At 61.2% G+C, this 16,116-nt stretch carries 11 protein-coding genes; 5 read left to right on the top strand and 6 right to left on the bottom strand.

The annotated features are described in order from the left end of the window. Window positions 1-38: 38 nt before the first annotated feature. Window positions 39-2,222, bottom strand: a complete 2,184-nt coding sequence (locus B0919_RS12195; protein ID WP_139362088.1) for a biosynthetic peptidoglycan transglycosylase — start codon at window positions 2,220-2,222, stop codon at window positions 39-41. Between the two features lie 240 nt (window positions 2,223-2,462). Between B0919_RS12195 and purB the strand changes: the two genes are divergently transcribed. From purB to B0919_RS12170, 5 genes are all read left to right on the top strand, one after another. Continuing rightward, entirely contained in the window at window positions 2,463-3,815 is a 1,353-nt protein-coding gene (purB, locus tag B0919_RS12190) for an adenylosuccinate lyase (protein ID WP_078012776.1), read from the top strand. A gap of 96 nt (window positions 3,816-3,911) precedes the next feature. Continuing rightward, entirely contained in the window at window positions 3,912-4,640 is a 729-nt protein-coding gene (locus tag B0919_RS12185; protein WP_078012543.1) for a helix-turn-helix transcriptional regulator, read from the top strand. A 1,762-nt stretch (window positions 4,641-6,402) separates the two neighbouring features. Beyond that, entirely contained in the window at window positions 6,403-8,514 is a 2,112-nt protein-coding gene (locus B0919_RS25235; protein WP_176133016.1) for a T9SS type A sorting domain-containing protein, read from the top strand. A 62-nt stretch (window positions 8,515-8,576) separates the two neighbouring features. Continuing rightward, the gene (locus B0919_RS12175; protein WP_254846564.1) at window positions 8,577-8,786 is read left to right on the top strand and encodes a PID-CTERM protein-sorting domain-containing protein; all 210 of its coding nucleotides are present in this window, start codon (window positions 8,577-8,579) and stop codon (window positions 8,784-8,786) included. Between the two features lie 150 nt (window positions 8,787-8,936). Beyond that, entirely contained in the window at window positions 8,937-10,040 is a 1,104-nt protein-coding gene (locus B0919_RS12170; protein WP_078012541.1) for a glycosyltransferase family 9 protein, read from the top strand. A gap of 257 nt (window positions 10,041-10,297) precedes the next feature. Here B0919_RS12170 and B0919_RS12165 read toward each other — a convergent pair whose 3' ends face one another. The 5 genes from B0919_RS12165 to B0919_RS12145 form a co-directional block, all read right to left on the bottom strand. Beyond that, window positions 10,298-11,440, bottom strand: a complete 1,143-nt coding sequence (locus B0919_RS12165) for a glycosyltransferase (RefSeq protein WP_078012540.1) — start codon at window positions 11,438-11,440, stop codon at window positions 10,298-10,300. 161 nt (window positions 11,441-11,601) lie between these two features. Continuing rightward, complete coding sequence (locus B0919_RS12160; protein ID WP_078012539.1) at window positions 11,602-12,588, bottom strand: glycosyltransferase family 2 protein; 987 nt, start codon at window positions 12,586-12,588, stop codon at window positions 11,602-11,604. After that, on the bottom strand, window positions 12,581-13,108 hold the full coding sequence (locus B0919_RS12155) for a DUF4199 domain-containing protein (protein ID WP_078012538.1): 528 nt from the start codon (window positions 13,106-13,108) through the stop codon (window positions 12,581-12,583). The genes B0919_RS12160 and B0919_RS12155 overlap by 8 nt, the downstream gene beginning before the upstream one ends. Window positions 13,109-13,135: 27 nt before the next feature. Next, window positions 13,136-13,654, bottom strand: a complete 519-nt coding sequence (locus B0919_RS12150) for a DUF4199 domain-containing protein (RefSeq protein WP_078012537.1) — start codon at window positions 13,652-13,654, stop codon at window positions 13,136-13,138. Between the two features lie 70 nt (window positions 13,655-13,724). Further along, window positions 13,725-15,773 carry a BatA domain-containing protein gene (locus B0919_RS12145; protein WP_078012536.1) on the bottom strand — a complete coding sequence of 683 codons (2,049 nt, stop codon included), beginning with the start codon at window positions 15,771-15,773 and terminating at the stop codon, window positions 13,725-13,727. Window positions 15,774-16,116: the final 343 nt, after the last annotated feature.

The raw sequence follows: 16,116 nt of genomic DNA, 5'->3' as shown, positions 1-16,116 counted from the left end.
CGGGCGTCGGTGTGTTGGGTAGTGCAGCGGGACAACTGCTAGCGCTGCTTGTCCTTGCCGGCCGGAGCCGCTTGCTCCTCGCGGGGCTGGTTGGTGTTGACGCCCGCGTCGGGCGCGCCGCCGGTGTTCAGTAGGTCGATGAGGTTGATGGGCTCAAACTGGCTGCTGTCGGCCGGCACCACGCGCGTGGTATCGGGGCGGGCAGAAAAGGCCATGTAGGCGCGGGCCGGACCGGTCAGGTTCACCGAGCGGCTCAAGCCCTCGGCCTCGCCCTCGGGAATGTAGCCGCGGGCGGCCATGATGTCGGCAATCAGGCGGAAGAAGTAGCGCGTGCTGCGGCGCAGGTCGCCGTAGGCATCAAACGACTGGCGGGCGTACTTGGGCTTGGGAATGATGCTGGCCAGGTACAGGCTTTCCTGCAGGTTCAGCTCGGCGGGCTCCTTGCTGTAGTAGAAGCGGGCCGCCTCTTTCACGCCGTACACGCCCCGCTCGCCGCCGGGCCAGCGGTACTTGCTCGGGCCCCACTCGATGATGTTCAGGTACACCTCCATCATGCGCTGCTTGCTCACGAGGCGGGTGTTTTCGATGAGCCACACCATCAGCGCCTCCTCGGCTTTGCGAGCAATGGTTTTCTGCCGGGTCAGGAACACGTTCTTCACCAGCTGCATCGATAGGGTGCTGCCGCCGCGGGCGAAGCGCTTCTCCTTAATGTTCTGGATGGCCGACTTCACGAAGGCCTTTTCCATGAAGCCCTTGTGGGTAAAAAAGCGCGGGTCTTCGGCTGTGATGATGGCGTACTTCAGGTAGTTCGATACCTGGTCGAAGGGCACAAACTCGGGGTTCGACGGGCCAACCAGGAAGGTCTTGAGCGAGTCGCCTTTGTCGTTATAAGCCGTGTAGGGAAACTCCGTATTGAGCATGCGCAAATCGGTCTTGCCGAAGCGCGTGATGCGGAAGTTCTTGGCGCTCAGGCCCGAGTCGAACTTCAGGCTATCGACCCGCTGCATGTCCAGGGCAGCGCTGAGGCGGTACTGCAGCGTACCGGTGCCCTGCATGCCTTCCACGGCCTCGAAAATGCCCTGCGGCAGCGAGGCGAAGAAGTCGGTGGCGGGCGTCGCGGCTGATTCCACGTTCAGGGCCACCAGCAGGCCGCGCAGGCGCGGGCTGTAGTTGAGGGTATTTTCGTCGTAGCGCCCTTTCAGCTCGGCCGGCGTGCGCATCTTTACGCTCAGCTGCGGGTAGGCCTCAATCTTGTTGAGCCGCACCTTCGAGCCCTTGTCCAGAGCGAGGTAGTTCTGCCCCAAGGTGGCCACAAAGTCGATGCCGCCGCGCTGCACCACTACGTCGGCAACCGAAATCTTGGGGTGGTTCACGCGGAAATTGCTGGCCGAGGCCGCGCCGCGCACGGTCAGCTGCTCGTCGTCGAACTCCTTGCCGGCCAGGCTCAGGTTCAGGGTATCGAACTGCACGCGGGCGCCGTAGCGGCGCTGCAGGTAGGGCAGAATCACGGGCTGGCGGTTCTGGCCGAACACCTGCACGTCCAGGTTTTCGTCGCCCTGCTCCACGTGGCCCGTCAGGCCGATGCGGTTGGTGACGGAGTCGAGCACCACGGTGAGTTGCCCGGTCAGGTCACCGTCTTCGATGGCTAGGCGCGGCATGGTGAGCGTGGCCGTGTGGCGGGGGCTGCGGTAGTCCACCAGGAAGTCGCGGAAATCCGCCTGCCCGGGAATGTTGTCCAGGCCCGCGTCGAGCAGTTGGTTGAGCACGGCGCCGTAGTTGGTGCCCTTGGTGGTGTCGCGCTTGACGGTGGCCGCGCCGCGCTTTTTGAGCAGGAAGCCGTAGTTATCCAGGCCGGCCGCGTTCTTGCGGGCCCGTAGCTGCGCCTGACTGATTTGCAGGTCGCTGAACACCGGGCGGCGCGCAAACAAGGAGCGCAGCGAAATGCTGGCGTTGATGCGCTTGGCCGTCAGCAGCGTATCGCGCAGGCCTTCCGTGGGCAGCAGGCTCACCCCGTCGATCTGCACCGTGTTCAGGTCGGTGAAGCGCGCCGGGCCCAGGGCCAGCGTTACGGGGTATTTGCGCTCTACTTTGGTTTTGACTTCGCCCATGGCGTAGCGGAGCAACTCTTCGCGCTTGAGCAGAAAAACGGCCAGCCCGATGAGCAGCAACCCCGCCACGGAGCCCAGGCTCCAGTACAATATCTTCTTGGTCTTTGGCTTCACGCGTCGGTCGGAAGTAGGTAAGCGGCGGCCCCCGGGCCACTTTCGTGCCGAACCGGGGACGCCCACGGTACAAAAGTACCAATAAACTGCCCCCTACGCGCAGCCGAGCCCAACGTTACCGAGGGTACGGGCCTTTCCTTACCTTCGCCCCCGAATCAAGCGGAGTACCCTGGCGCGGCGGACAGGAGCCTATTGCTTCAGCGTCTGAAACCCGCCGGCTGGCTCCGCGAGTTCCGCCCTATGCTGCACGACGCGCTGACGCCCCTCACCGCCCTCTCGCCCCTCGACGGCCGCTACCGCCGCCAAACCGCCCCGCTCGCCGCGTATTTCAGCGAGCTGGCCCTGATTCGCTACCGCGTGCTGGTGGAAGTGGAGTACTTCATTGCCCTCTGCGAGTTGCCCCTGCCCCAGCTCACGGGCGTTGATTCGGCCGTGTTCGAGCCCCTACGCCGCCTCTACCAGGACTTCACCGAGGCCGACGCGGAGGCCATCAAGGCCCATGAGCGCATTACCAACCACGACGTGAAGGCCGTGGAGTACTGGCTGCGCGACCAGTTTGCCCTACTGGAGCTGGAGCAGTACCAGGAGTTCATTCACTTCGGCCTGACCTCGCAGGACGTGAACAACACCGCCGTGCCGCTGAGCCTGCGCGAGGCGCTGCACCGCGAAATCCTGCCCGCCTACGAGCAGCTTATGGACCAGCTCCGCTCCTTCGTGGCGCAGTGGGCCGCCGTGCCCATGCTGGCCCGCACGCACGGGCAACCTGCTTCCCCCACGCGCCTCGGCAAGGAACTGGATGTATTTGTTGCCCGCCTGGAGGCTCAGCTGCACCTCCTGAAGCAGGTGCCGTTCGGGGCCAAGTTCGGCGGCGCCACCGGCAACTTCAACGCCCACCACGTTGCTTATCCGGCAGTCGATTGGCACGCCTTCGGGGAGAAGTTCGTGAACGAGCAGCTGGGCCTGCACCGCTCCTACCCCACCACCCAGATCGAGCACTACGACCACCTGGCCGCTACCTGCGACGGGCTCAAGCGCCTCAACACCATCCTCATCGATTTGGCGCGCGACGTGTGGCAGTACATTTCGCTGGGCTACTTCCGCCAGCAGGTGAAAGCCGGCGAGGTGGGCTCCTCGGCCATGCCGCACAAGGTCAACCCCATCGACTTCGAAAACGCGGAGGGCAACCTGGGCTTGGCCAACGCCGTGCTCGAACACCTGGCGGCCAAGCTGCCCATCAGCCGCCTGCAGCGCGACCTGACCGACTCCACGGTACTGCGCAACCTGGGCGTGCCGCTGGGCCACATCCTAATTTCGCTCACGGCCCTGCAGCGCGGCCTGGGCAAGCTGGCCCTCGACGAAACGGCCCTGCGCCGCGACCTAGAGCAGAATTGGGCCGTGGTGGCCGAGGCTATTCAGACCATCCTGCGCCGCGAGCGGTACCCCGACCCTTACAACGCCCTCAAGGCCCTGACGCGCACCGGCGGCGCTATTTCGGCCGATACTATCGCGGAGTTTGTGGCGGGCCTGGACGTGAACGACGCGGTGAAGACGGAGTTGCGCGGTATTACGCCCAGCAACTATACCGGCACCTGAGCGCCGTAGCGGCTGGCAGTACAGATGAATAACATATGAATATCAAGATTCAATTGTGTAGTTTGCTCATCTGCGTCTTCATTTACTACTGCCTAAATGCAATCCGACACATCTGCGCCGCTTCTTGTTCCACCCACTATTCAGCATCCTCCCACTCCGCAGCAGCAAGCCCGCATCGACGAAGCGGTGGCCGCAATAGCCACCACGGCCGATCTGCATCCCGGCGTCATTATCGTCGCCAATCTGCTGGTCGACCGCGTGGAGTACATGTCGCGGCGCGGCTTGCACGAGTTGCGCACGACGCTGCCCGAGCTACGAGCCCTCGGCGCCGGCTACTGGGCAAAGTATTTTAACCCTGCCGACGCCGCGGAGCTCTTGCCCAAGGTGTACGAGATGATTCAGAACCCGGACCCCTGGGCCTCCGTGAGCATCTTTCAGCAGGTGCGCACTGGCCCGGACGGCGGCTACGTGTGGCACCTGAGCGCCACGCGGGTAATGCTACGCGACGAAGACACCGGTCAGCCGCTGCTGATTACGTCTTCCGTCCCCATCGATCCGCTGCACCACGTTACGCACAAAGTGAACCGGCTGCTGGAGGAAAACAACTTTCTGCGTCTGAATGCGCCTCGCTTTGCCGCCCTTACCGCCCGCGAGCGAGAGGTGCTGCGGTTGCTGGTGCTGGGCCATAGTGCGCCGGAAATAGCCTTGGTGCTTCATATTTCCCCCCAAACGGCGGAAACCCACCGACGCAACCTGCGCCAGAAGCTCGGCGCGGATTCGGTGTTTGAGCTAAGCCAATACGCGCGTGCCTTCGACCTGATTTAGAAGCTCAAATCGGTTATCCTGATGGGTGTAAGCGCCGACCCAGATACCCCAAAATCACTATGCCAATCCGGTATAGAGGCGGTCCTGTACGGGCAACCGCGCCGGAACTGGTCCGCCAACAAGTATACCAGGAAGGTGGGCGCGCACTTGGTGGCCACGGCCGGTCCGCCCCGTCCGACGGACTGGGTCTACTACCCCTTGCGGTGCCTATCGATGACGTAGGCAAAACGCCAGCCCTGCGGCAGCTTCATCAACTGCAAGGAGTATGTTCCTGGCCAGGCGTGGGTAGGTCTTCCGCTATCTATATCAGATTCAAGAATGAGGTTGCGGTCATGTCGGGACGCCTACTTGCATCTCGTCGTTGAACAACAAGTCCCAAACGGCGCAGGCGACGAGACGCAAGTAGGCGTCTCTACACCATGCACAAAACTGCTATCCTGCCTACGGGGTGGCGCAGCAGGAATTCTACCTGAACTGACCACCGTAGGCCCGACAATATACCCGAAACCGGGTATGGTGACGCGTCTGCTAAAGCGTAGCTTTGGGGTTTGCTTGCTGCCAAGCAACTGATTTCCAATTTTATTCCTGCTGTATGCACAACTTCTACTCCTTTCTCCTGCCTGCGGGAGCCAAACGCCAGCTCCTCAGTTGGCTGCCCGTGTTGCTCTTAGCCCTGATGACGGCAACTTCTGCCCAGGCTCAGACCTGCGACTTAAGTTTTGAAACCCAGGCAGCGGTGAATAGCTACCTGGCATCCGGTAACCGCTGCTCCACGGCTTCTTCCCTCTTCATCCGGGGATTCGTTCGCAACCGGGACGGCTCTACCAACGGAGGGGTTTCGGATATCAGTGGGTTGCAGCACATAACTGCCGTGACGGGCAACGTATCGATTATTCTGAATGAACTAACTGGTTTGGCTGGCCTGGACAACATTCAGCGCATTGGGGGAGGATTGATCATTAGTGGGGCTACAGTTCCGACTGCGCTTGACGCCTTTCCTAACCTCCAACGGGTCGGTGGCACGGTGATGTTCATCTCCAATCCCGCCATGACAAGCATTGCTGGGTTCGGCCGGCTGCAAAGCGTGCAGGGCCTTTCCTTCGATTACAGCCCTAATCTGGCTGGCATTTCCGGGTTCGGGGCGCTGACTACCACAGGATATCTTTCCATTTCGGCACTTCCAGCTCTTCGCTCCATCAGCGGATTCAATAGCCTGCACACCATCGCGGGCCCGAATCCAAGTGCGGCAAACAACTTCGTTATAAGCGACAACCCTGTGCTGGAAACCATTCCGAATTTCAATGCCCTCACCACTGCGGCCTACATTACCATCAACAATAATCCTCGGTTACAGACTATAACCGGGTTCAACGTACTGAGAAGCGCTTCTTCCATTGTCATCTACGGCAACACGGTTCTGAGCACTATTTCAGGGTTTAATGGTCAGCTGGTGGCCAGCGGGAATGTGCAAATCCAACAGAATGCGGCGCTGGAAACCCTTTCTGGTTTTGAAGGGCTGGAAGTGGGACAGGTGAGCGTTGGCTTGCATAGCCGCTTGCGGGATATTTCCGGCTTCAACAACAGCAAATTGAATGGGCAGCTTGACGTATACCAGAATGCGGGCCTGGAGAAGATTACCGGGTTTCGGTCGCTGCGGGGCTCTCAGTATATTTCAATTCATCAGAACCCCGTACTCGACAGCATCAGTGGCCTTACGGGAAGCAATGCCCCATTGGGGCTTTGGATTAATGACAACCCCGCTTTGCAGACGCTTGCGCCCGGCCTGACGTTTGTCGATTATTCGACGTTGAATTCGCTCTCCCTGACCAACAACAGCAGCCTGATGGGCTGCGCCGTACCCTGGCTCTGCCAATACTTGGCCCGCAGCGGCTACGCCGTTATCAGCGGCAACGCGCCTAGCTGCAATTACGCAGCCATCCAGCAGGGCTGCGCCACGGCAGCGGCCTTGGACTTAAACGTATCCGGCGCCCAGGCCATTAGCGGCAGCTACCGCAACGTGACCATCACCGGCACGGGCGCGGCAGCGCTCAGCGGTCCGCTCACGGTCAGCGGCACGCTCACGGTGCAGCCCGGCGGCTCGCTCATGATGGCTTGCCAGCCCGTCACCGGCAGCGGCAGCTTCGCCCTGCAGGCCGGCGCCATGCTCAGCATCTGCGACCCGGCCGGCATCACGGCCAGCGGGGCCACCGGCGCCGTGCAGCTGACGGGTACCCGCTCGTTCAGCCCCGACGCCAACTACGTGTACAACGGCACGGCGGCGCAGGCAACCGGCAGCGGCCTGCCCGCGCAGGTGCGCAACCTGACGGTCAACAACGCGGCCGGGGTAACCCTGAGCCAGCCGCTCGGCCTAAGCCAGGTGCTGACCTTGACCAACGGCAACCTGAACACCAACGCCTGGGCGCTGACGCTGCTTTCCTCGGCCGCCAGCACGGCCCTGGTGGTCAATACCAACGGCGTGGTCAACGGTACGGCCACCGTGCAGCGCTACATCAGCCCCGCCCTGAACCCGGGCACCGGCTACCGCCACTTCTCTGCGCCGGTGCAGAACACCACCGTGGCGGACCTGTCCACCAGCGCGTTTACCCCCGTGGTGAACCCGGCGTACAACAGCTCGGCCACGCCGAACCAGGTGATGCCCTTCCCAACGGTATTTGGCTACGACCAAGCCCGGCAGGCTACCAGCCCCGCCAGCGCGTACAGCACCTTCGACAAAGGCTGGGTTTCGCCCGCAACGCTGGCCGATGCCCTGCAGCCGGGCCGCGGCTACACCGTGAACCTGTCCGCGGCGCAAACCGTCGACTTCGTGGGGCAGCTCAACACCGGCTCCCTGCCGCTGAACTTCGTGCGCGGCGCCGGGGCTGAAGCCGGCTGGCAGCTGGTGGGCAACCCCTACCCCGCCCCGCTCGACTGGAGCCGGGTCACGGTCGCCGACCGTCGTGGCCTCTCCGGAGCGATTCACATGTATGAAAGCACCGGCCCGTACGTGGGCCGCTACCGCAGCTACGTCAACGGCGTGGGCAACCCGCTGGTAGCCCTGGGGCAAGGCTTCTTCGTGCGCGTCGTTGACTCCGTCGCCACAGGCAGCCTCACGCTGCGCGACGCGCACCGCCTCACGGCTCCCGATGCTACCCCGTTGCTGCGTACCACGGCCGACCTGCGCCCGCAGCTGCAGCTGCAGCTCCTCGGGGCCGGCACCACCGATGCGTCTTACGTGTATTTTGAAGCCGGTGCCACCAGCGGCGTCGATGCCGAGTACGATGCCCACAAGCTTCCGAACAGCACCGGCCTGAACCTGGCCGCCCTGGCCGGCACCCGCCCGCTAGCCGTATCGGGCCTCCCGCTGCTGACGGCCGCTACTGTGGTGCCGCTACAGGTAGCCGTGCCCGCTGCCGGCACCTACTCGCTGCAGGCCGCTCAGCTGCTGAACTTTGCCCCCGGTACTCAGGTGTATCTGCACGATGCCTTTACCGCCCAGGATATCAGCCTGCAGCCGCAGACGACTTACTCCTTCGTGCACAGCGCGTCGAGCTCAACCGGCCGCTTCAGCCTCGTGTTCCGCCCCAGCAGTGTGACGGCTACGGCTAGCGCCCGCCAGAACGACCAACTCAGCGTATTCCCCAACCCGACGACTGGCTCGTTCACGCTGCGTCTGGCAGGGACCGTGCCGGGCAAACAGGCCGAAGCCATGCTCTGCAACGTGCTTGGCCAGGTGGTGCGGCGCCAAACGGTACCGGCCCTGAGCACCGGCCTGCAGGCGGAGGTCGGCACCACTGGGCTACCGGTAGGGGTGTACACGCTCCGCCTCGCCCTGGCCGATGGCACCTTCCTTACCAAACGCGTTGTCAAGCAATGATCCTTTCTTCGTTTTCCCCGATTGCCGTTTTCCGTTCGATTCTCCCCGCTCACTTAAACAAGTTGGCTACCTGGCTGGTCAGCAGCGCGCTACTGCTCCTGCTGACCAGCACCGCCTCCTACGCCCAGGGCCCGGGCTCGGGTGGCCCTGTGCCCGGCCCGGTTACGCCCCCCGACCCTACCGCCGTGCCCATTGATGGTGGTGCCTCCCTGCTGCTGGCCGGCGGTGCGGCCTACGCCCTCAAGCGCCTGCGCAAGCACCGCCAGGGCTAGGGGCGCCTGATCAAGGCAAACAAAAAAGCCGCTTCCCGTTGGGAAGCGGCTTTTTTGTTTGCCCGGGTCCGACATCTTGCGCGCTGGCTGGCAGCTATTGGCGCCGACACGCTAATTTTAGCCTCCGCTTATCCATTCCGCTCCGCCTTCATGCCCGATCTTAACGGCATCACCGTTCACCCCGACTGCCGTCATTTCCGCGGCGACTTGCCCTGCCGCCCCAACAAAGAGCACGGCTACCAGTGCGGTGGCTGCCCCATGTACGCGCCCGTGCAGCAGCGCATTCTCATCATCAAGCTCGGAGCCATCGGCGACGTGATTCGCACCACGCCGTTGCTGCGCCGCCTGCGCCAGGAATTCCCGCACTGCTACATCACCTGGCTCACGCACACGCCCGCCATCCTGCCCGCCCAGGAGGGCCCCGACGAAGTGCTGAAGTTTGAGCTGAGCAGCATCGTGCAGCTGCAGGGCCGCGAGTTCGATATTCTCTACAACCTCGATAAGGACAAGGAAGCCGGCGCGCTGCTGAACAGCATCCGGGCCACGCAGAAGTTCGGCTACGCCCTGCGCCCCTACGACGGCGTGGCCTGGCCCCAGAACGAGCTGGCCAACCACAAATTCCTCACCGGCGTCTTCGACGAGCTGAGCCTGCAAAACCAGAAGCCCTACGTGCAGGAAATCTTCGAGCTGTGCGGCTTCGAGTCCCGCGGCGAGGAGTACGTGTTCGACAACCACCAGGACAAGGGCTACGAGTGGCCCATGCTGCCCGCCGCCACCGGCCGCCGCGTGGGCCTGAACACCGGCTGCGGCGACCGATGGACCACCCGCCTGTGGTCCGACGAGAAGTGGGTGGCGCTTATTCAGCAGCTGCAGTACGGCGGCTACCAGCCTGTGCTGCTCGGCGGCGAGGCCGAAGACGCGCGCAACAAGCGCCTGCACGCCGCCACTGGCGCCGTGTACCCCGGTACCTTCCCGCTGCCGCAGTTCATCAACCTGCTCGACCAGATGGACCTCATCGTGACGCAGGTGACCATGGCCATGCACATCAGCATCGCCCTGCGCAAGCCCACGGTGCTGATGAACAACATCTTCAACCCCTACGAATTTGACCTTTACGGCCGCGGCCAGATCGTGCAGCCCGACCGGCCGTGCGTGTGCTTCTACCGCGGCTCCTGCAAGCTGGGCACCAGCTGCATGGAAGAGCTGCCGGCCGAAAAGGTCTTCGCCGCCGTGCAGCAAAGCCTGCCGGTATAAGCCTTCTATCGAACCTAAAAACCATTGGTTCCGGCCTGGTAGGACTTCCTACCAGGCCGGAACCAATGGTTTTTGCGCTTATGGGAACTCCCACCAGGGCAGAATCAATGGTTTCTGTGCTCATAGGAGTTCCCATGAGCACAGAAACAATGGTTTCCGAGCAGGTACGACTTGGCACGAGCACAGAAACCATCGTTTCTGCGCCCGTGGTCATCACCTCAGCCGGACCGGAGGCGCTGGCTACCGCAAGAAACCGCTTACGCCTTGCTTTCCGGCTGGGCTACAGCCTTGAGCGCCTTCACCATCTCCGCCCACGAGAACTGTTGCTTGTAGTGCCGGGCCCCGGCCTCGAATACGGCTTCTTTTTCGGGGTGCGTGGCAAAATCCACCAGCGCATCGGCAATGGCTTGAGGAGTGGGTTCTACCACGTAGCCCACCTCGCCGTGCGGAATCAGCTCGGCCAAGCCGCCCACGTCCGTCACCAGCATGGGCCGCTCGAAGTGGTAGGCAATCTGTGAGACGCCGCTCTGGGTGGCATCCTTGTAGGGCTGCACCACCAAGTCGGCGGCGCAGAAGTACTCGGGCACCTGCTCATTGGGGATGAAGCGCGTGGCCCGCACCAAGCGACTTTCCAAGTGATGCTCGCGAATCAGCTCCTCGTAGGGGGTCGGGTCCTTGTAGAATTCGCCCGCTACAATAAGCTTCAGAGGTAAACGCTGTAGTCGCTCGTCGGCAAAAGCCTCAAGCAGGATATCTAGGCCCTTGTAATCCCGAATAAGGCCGAAGAACAGTATATAGCGGTACTGCGGGTCGAGGCCCAGATGTCGCAGAGCCTCGGCTTTAGGTAGGATTGCGCCGAAGCTGTCGTAGAGCGGGTGCGGCTCGTACCGGGCCGGCTGCTTGAGGCCCAAGCGGCGTAGATCGGCCAGCACGGCCCGGCTCATGGTCACAAAACCGTGGTTCTTCGGCAAGAAGTACTGGGTCAGCGGTCGGTCACCGAGGCGCGCCTCGTGCGGAATGGCGTTGTCGCAGATGGTAACTACACGGGTGTACCGGTTGCGGCGCACCAAGCGGGCAATGGTGCCCAGGGCCGGCCCCATAAACGGCAGCCAGAAGCGGAACACGACCAGGTCAGGCCGCTCCCGGCGCAACTTCTGCCCCACGCGCCACCAGCTCAGCGGGTTCACCGAGTTAATGCTGACTTCGATGTCCAGATCGGCCGGCGCCGGGCTGCTGCTGTACTGCGTGGTGCCCGGAAACAGAAACTCCGGGTACTGCAGCGAGAACGTGACGATGTGCACCTCGTCGCCGGCCTCGCGGAAAGCCCGCGCCAGCCGCTCGTTGTAGGTGGCCAGTCCGCCGCGCAGCGGATACGCCGGCCCGATGATGACTACGCGCATGGAAAGTCGTTTAGGTGAAAACAGAACGTCATCCTTTATCTGGCGTCCGCGCAGCGAAAAACCTTCTCACCGATGAACGGCGGACGCCAGATAGTTGCTACCTGACGTAATAAGGTCCTTCGCTGCGCGGACGCCAGATAAAGGATGACTAATCGAACGCGTTAATCCAGATTCAGCCGCTCGCGCACCAGGTACTGGTTGTCGCGGTGCCCGTTGAGCTGCACCATTTCGGCCAGGAAGCCCACCAAAAACAACTGCACGCCCACGATAACCGCTACCAAAGCCAAGAAAAACAGTGGCTGGTCCGTCACGTCGCGCGCGCGCAGGTTGTGGCTGGCCAGCCATACTTTCTCACCCGTCAGCCACAGCGTAATGATGGCCCCGATAAGAAAGGATATTACGCCCATGGTGCCGAAGAAGTGCATCGGCCGCCGCCGGAACCGGCTCACGAAGGTGATGCTCATCAAGTCGAGGAAGCCGTATACGAAGCGTTCCAGCCCGAACTTGGTCACGCCGTACTTTCGCTCCTGGTGCTGCACCACTTTCTCGCCGATGCGCCGGAAACCGGCCCACTTGGCAATAACGGGGATGTAGCGGTGCATTTCGCCGTACACCTCGATGCTCTTGACCACGCGGCTGTCATAGGCCTTGAGGCCGCAGTTGAAATCGTGCAGCTGAATGCCCGAAATCCAGCGCGTCACGCCGTTGAACAGCTTGGTCGGAATGGTCTTCGACAGCGGGTCGAAGCGCTTTTTCTTCCAGCCGCTCACCAGGTCGTACTTCTCCTCGGTGATGAGGCGGTACAGATCCGGCAGCTCTTCGGGCGAGTCCTGCAGGTCGGCGTCCATGGTGCACACCACCCGGCCCCGCGTGGCCCGGAAGCCCGTGTCCAGCGCCGCTGACTTGCCATAGTTGCGGTTGAAGCGAATGCCGCGCAGCGCCGAGTCGGCCGCCGCCAGTTCTTCAATGACTTCCCAGGAATTGTCCGTCGAGCCGTCGTCGATCAGAATGACCTCGTACGTCAGCCCGTGGGCCTGCAGCACGCGGCGTATCCACTGCGTGAGTTCCGGCAACGATTCAGCTTCGTTGAGCAACGGAATAACGACGGACAGCTCAACGGGAAAGGATTTGGAAGCAAGCTTACTCAAACTCGGGGCGGGTGTGCTTGGTAATGGCCGACACGATCAGCGAGATAATCAAGCCGGCAATAATTGTGCTGACGACGGCAATGCCCATAAAGGCCGGCAGGCTCATGAACTTCTGCGTCATAGCCATGGCTTGATCCATCTGTTCATCGGAGTATTTGCCGCTGGCTTCCATTTGCGCACGCGCATTATCCACCATGCGGCCCATGAAGCCCGTGTCGAGGAACGAGACGTAGACGTAGAAGAATATCGCGCTAAGTACCCCCGTAATGGCCGAAAGGATCGTGCCGATGGATATGCCCTGTCCGAAGGACATGAAACCGCCGTTGTTGCGCTTGAAGAACTGATGCGCCATCCAGATGCCGGCCGCCAGGATGACATAGCCGAAAAAGCGCAGCGGGCTTTGTTCGGTGTTCGTCAGGAACATCACGGCCGACAGCAGGATGCTAGCCAAGCCCGTTATCAGGCCGTAGCGAATACCAACGGAGCCGGTGCTTACAGGGGCGGTAGAAGTGTTTTCCATGGAGAAGGATATTATGGTTGAGAGGAGTTAGCGACGTAAGAAAATAGCTCCGGGCACGGTAAGCAACAGCCCCAGCAGCAGTTTTTTCTGAAAGTCTTCATTGGCCACGCCTTGCGCCGTGCCGGCGGCTACCGGCAGGCTGCGCTTGTTGGCTTCGTAGGCCGCCTTGCTCAGCTCTTTTTCGCTGAACTGCTTGCGGCTGGCTTCCACGATTTGCGTAGCTTCTGCCAGGTTGCGCTGCATCAGCTTCTCTCCTCCCACACGCGCCACGCTGTACACCCCCACCGCCGACAGTACCGCCGTCAGGCCCACGGCCACGATGCCCATCAGCAATTGCCAGCCCATCGTCGCCTGCGCCCGGTGGTGTTTTCGCACCTGCCACTGCGCAATGACTCCGGCAGCAGGCGTCACAAAGATGATCATCAGGCGTTTGGGCCCGAAGGGGTTTTGCCCGGTGGCGTACAGCAGCACGCTCCAGGCGATGCAGACCAAACCGGCCAGTACGCCCACGCGCAGCGCCGTCCGGATTACTGCTTGCTTATTCATGGTTGGTTACCGACTCACTTGTGAATCGAAGCGCCAAGTTAGGCCTCTTTTCGCCAACAATGCCGCCTTCTTACGCTGCTTGGGCCACCGGCCGCTCGCGGCGGCGCCCAAAGCGTAGCACCAGCACCTCGCCCAGCAGGCACAGCAAGGCTCCCACCAAGCAATAGCGCCATAGCGGCGTGCCGTTACGGTCCTCTGCGAGCTGCGCCGCTGCGCTTCGCTCCCCACCGGCTTCGTACACGTGTATGTTCGGGTAAGCCGCCGTAAGCTGCCGCAGTTCCTCCGCCGAGTAGTGCGCCAGCTCCGATTCCTTTTTGTCCACATTGAACGCAAGGGTTGTTACCGCCTTACCGTTTTGCGTCAGCTGGTAAATACCAGCCCGGCGCATCGTAGCGGGCAACTGCAGATATAAGCGCCCGTTTCGCACCTGATAGGCCGGAATAAACGAGCTGCTGTCGTTGCTGAGCTTATACACCTGCTCCCCCGCGCCCTTGGCAGCAGTTGGTTGTTTCAGTACCACCGCCCGATCGGTCAGCCGGTATGCCGGCAGCTGCCCGCTGGATTTGCTGAGCGTAGCCAGCCGGTACATAACGGGTACGAACAGTGGGTGCTCCGCAAACGTGGAAAATCCAGCCTGTAACGGTGAAGCAAACAGGTATACCATGCCCTCCCCGCTGCGGAAGCCTGATAAAAAGGGCTGGCCGTCCCGAAATTGCAGAATATCGGTAGTCGAGCGCCCCCAGCTTAGCAGCGGAGTAGCTTTCGGCATTTCCGGCTGGCGGGCCTGTTCCGCAAAGACATCCTTGAAGAATGGATTTTGCTGGCTTGGCACGGCGAGTTCCTGTTGCACCGCGTTGACGGTGTTCCAGCGTACAGCTGCCACGCCCAAATCCCCCATCAGCTGTTCGTAGGCGCCTCGGCCCGCTGCCGTAGTAGGCGGCATTGCTACCACCGAACCTCCCTGCTGCACAAACTGACGCAGTACGCTACGGGCTCTACCTCCCACTTGTGCGTTGCTCTGAAGAATCACCACATCCGCTCCTTCAGCTGCCGTCGCCGACAATGCCTCGGGTCTGAGCAGCGAATAAGCAAATGTGGTTTCATTAGGATAAAGCTTTTGCGTAGGAGCTGCGCCCGCGCTAGCGTCCAGCACCCGAATGCGGCCAACGGGGTTCAGCGTGAAGTAATACAGGTTGTCGAAGCTTACCGGCTGCTCCTCAATTTCCACCCGGCATAGCTGGACCGCATCCCTGCTGAGGCGCACACGAACTACATTTTCCACGCTGCTGGTAGCCCTTACCGAGGCTTCGTAAGCGGCTACTTGCTGCTCTCCTATCAGTACGCGGATCTGTACGGTTGCTGCATCCTTGCTGCCACCATTACGCAGGCGAACATGCAGGGGGAAATCAACATTGGTTCGCACAAACTCTTCCGTCATATAGACACTGTCTACATAGACATTCGCAACGGGTTGAGCCATCAAAGGCAACAAGTACACTTCACCAGTAGTACCTAAGCTCTTTATTTGCCGCGGGCTCAAGTCGGTTTTCTGAAAGTCAGAAACTACAAACGTTGCTGCCCGCGCCACGCTCGTTTGAGCAGTTAGTCGCCCTAACTGCTCACTAACACCAGTACTCGCTCCTGATATGTCCATCCGATCGAGCTGATCAGCAAACTTGTCGGCGGAAATATTGCTATGCGAAGCACTTGAGTTCCATATCCTATACTGTGCAGTTGGTGGAAATGCTTGCTCGGTTCGCCGCATCTCCACTATAGCTTCTTCTAGCAAAGACTTACCATCATTCGCCTCCACCGACATACTGGGCGAATTATCGATGACTACGTTGACGCCTTGATTCGCAGTCTGAGCTTGTTGCTTAGCTGGAATAAACGGCTGGCAGAATAATAGCACTAGCAACGTCAAGAATGCTAGTCGCAATACCAGTACCAACAATTCTTGCAGCCGGCGCTGCTTTGCTGTTACCAGCTTTACCTCCCTGATAAACTCAACATTGGTAAACAGTATCTGCTGCGGCCGGCGCAATTCAAACAAATGTAGAATTACCGGAATGCCAAGAGCAATCAAGCCCAACAGATACCAAGGATGCGCTAACGCCATGCAGATGAATCCAGCTTATACTGCCAGAGATTCAAAGAACGCGAAAACACGAGAAAAGACGCCCAGACCCGAAATTCAATGTAAAATTTATAGCTACAACTTCGCATGAAACAAGCAGCGTAGTCAGTAGAAGCAACAGCGGCGGAAGGGGCGCAGGCCGCTATCAGCTGCAACGAGCAGCTCACGCGGGAGGAGTGCGCCTAGGGCGGGGCCGTGGGGGGGGGTAGAAACAGCGACGCCCCCTCGGCGGGCGAACCGCGAGGGGGCGAAGCGAGGGACAAGGTTGGCGGCGACCGACTCTCCCGCCGGCGAAGGCAGTACCATGGGCGCTCCGGGGCTTAAC

Source organism: Hymenobacter sp. CRA2 (assembly GCF_002007105.1).
Lineage (GTDB): Bacteria > Bacteroidota > Bacteroidia > Cytophagales > Hymenobacteraceae > Solirubrum.
Note: the sequence above shows the minus strand (reverse complement) of the source record. Positions and strands in the feature narration are given on the sequence as shown.

What these genes read in the sequence shown, in the direction of transcription:
- B0919_RS12165 (WP_078012540.1), bottom strand. Translation starts at nt 11,440, where the DNA reads ATGCGCGTAGTCATCATCGGGCCGGCGTATCCGCTGCGCGGCGGACTG.
- B0919_RS12145 (WP_078012536.1), bottom strand. Translation starts at nt 15,773, where the DNA reads ATGGCGTTAGCGCATCCTTGGTATCTGTTGGGCTTGATTGCTCTTGGC.
- B0919_RS12185 (WP_078012543.1), top strand. Translation starts at nt 3,912, where the DNA reads ATGCAATCCGACACATCTGCGCCGCTTCTTGTTCCACCCACTATTCAG.
- purB (WP_078012776.1), top strand. Translation starts at nt 2,463, where the DNA reads ATGCTGCACGACGCGCTGACGCCCCTCACCGCCCTCTCGCCCCTCGAC.
- B0919_RS12150 (WP_078012537.1), bottom strand. Translation starts at nt 13,654, where the DNA reads ATGAATAAGCAAGCAGTAATCCGGACGGCGCTGCGCGTGGGCGTACTG.
- B0919_RS12155 (WP_078012538.1), bottom strand. Translation starts at nt 13,108, where the DNA reads ATGGAAAACACTTCTACCGCCCCTGTAAGCACCGGCTCCGTTGGTATT.
- B0919_RS12170 (WP_078012541.1), top strand. Translation starts at nt 8,937, where the DNA reads ATGCCCGATCTTAACGGCATCACCGTTCACCCCGACTGCCGTCATTTC.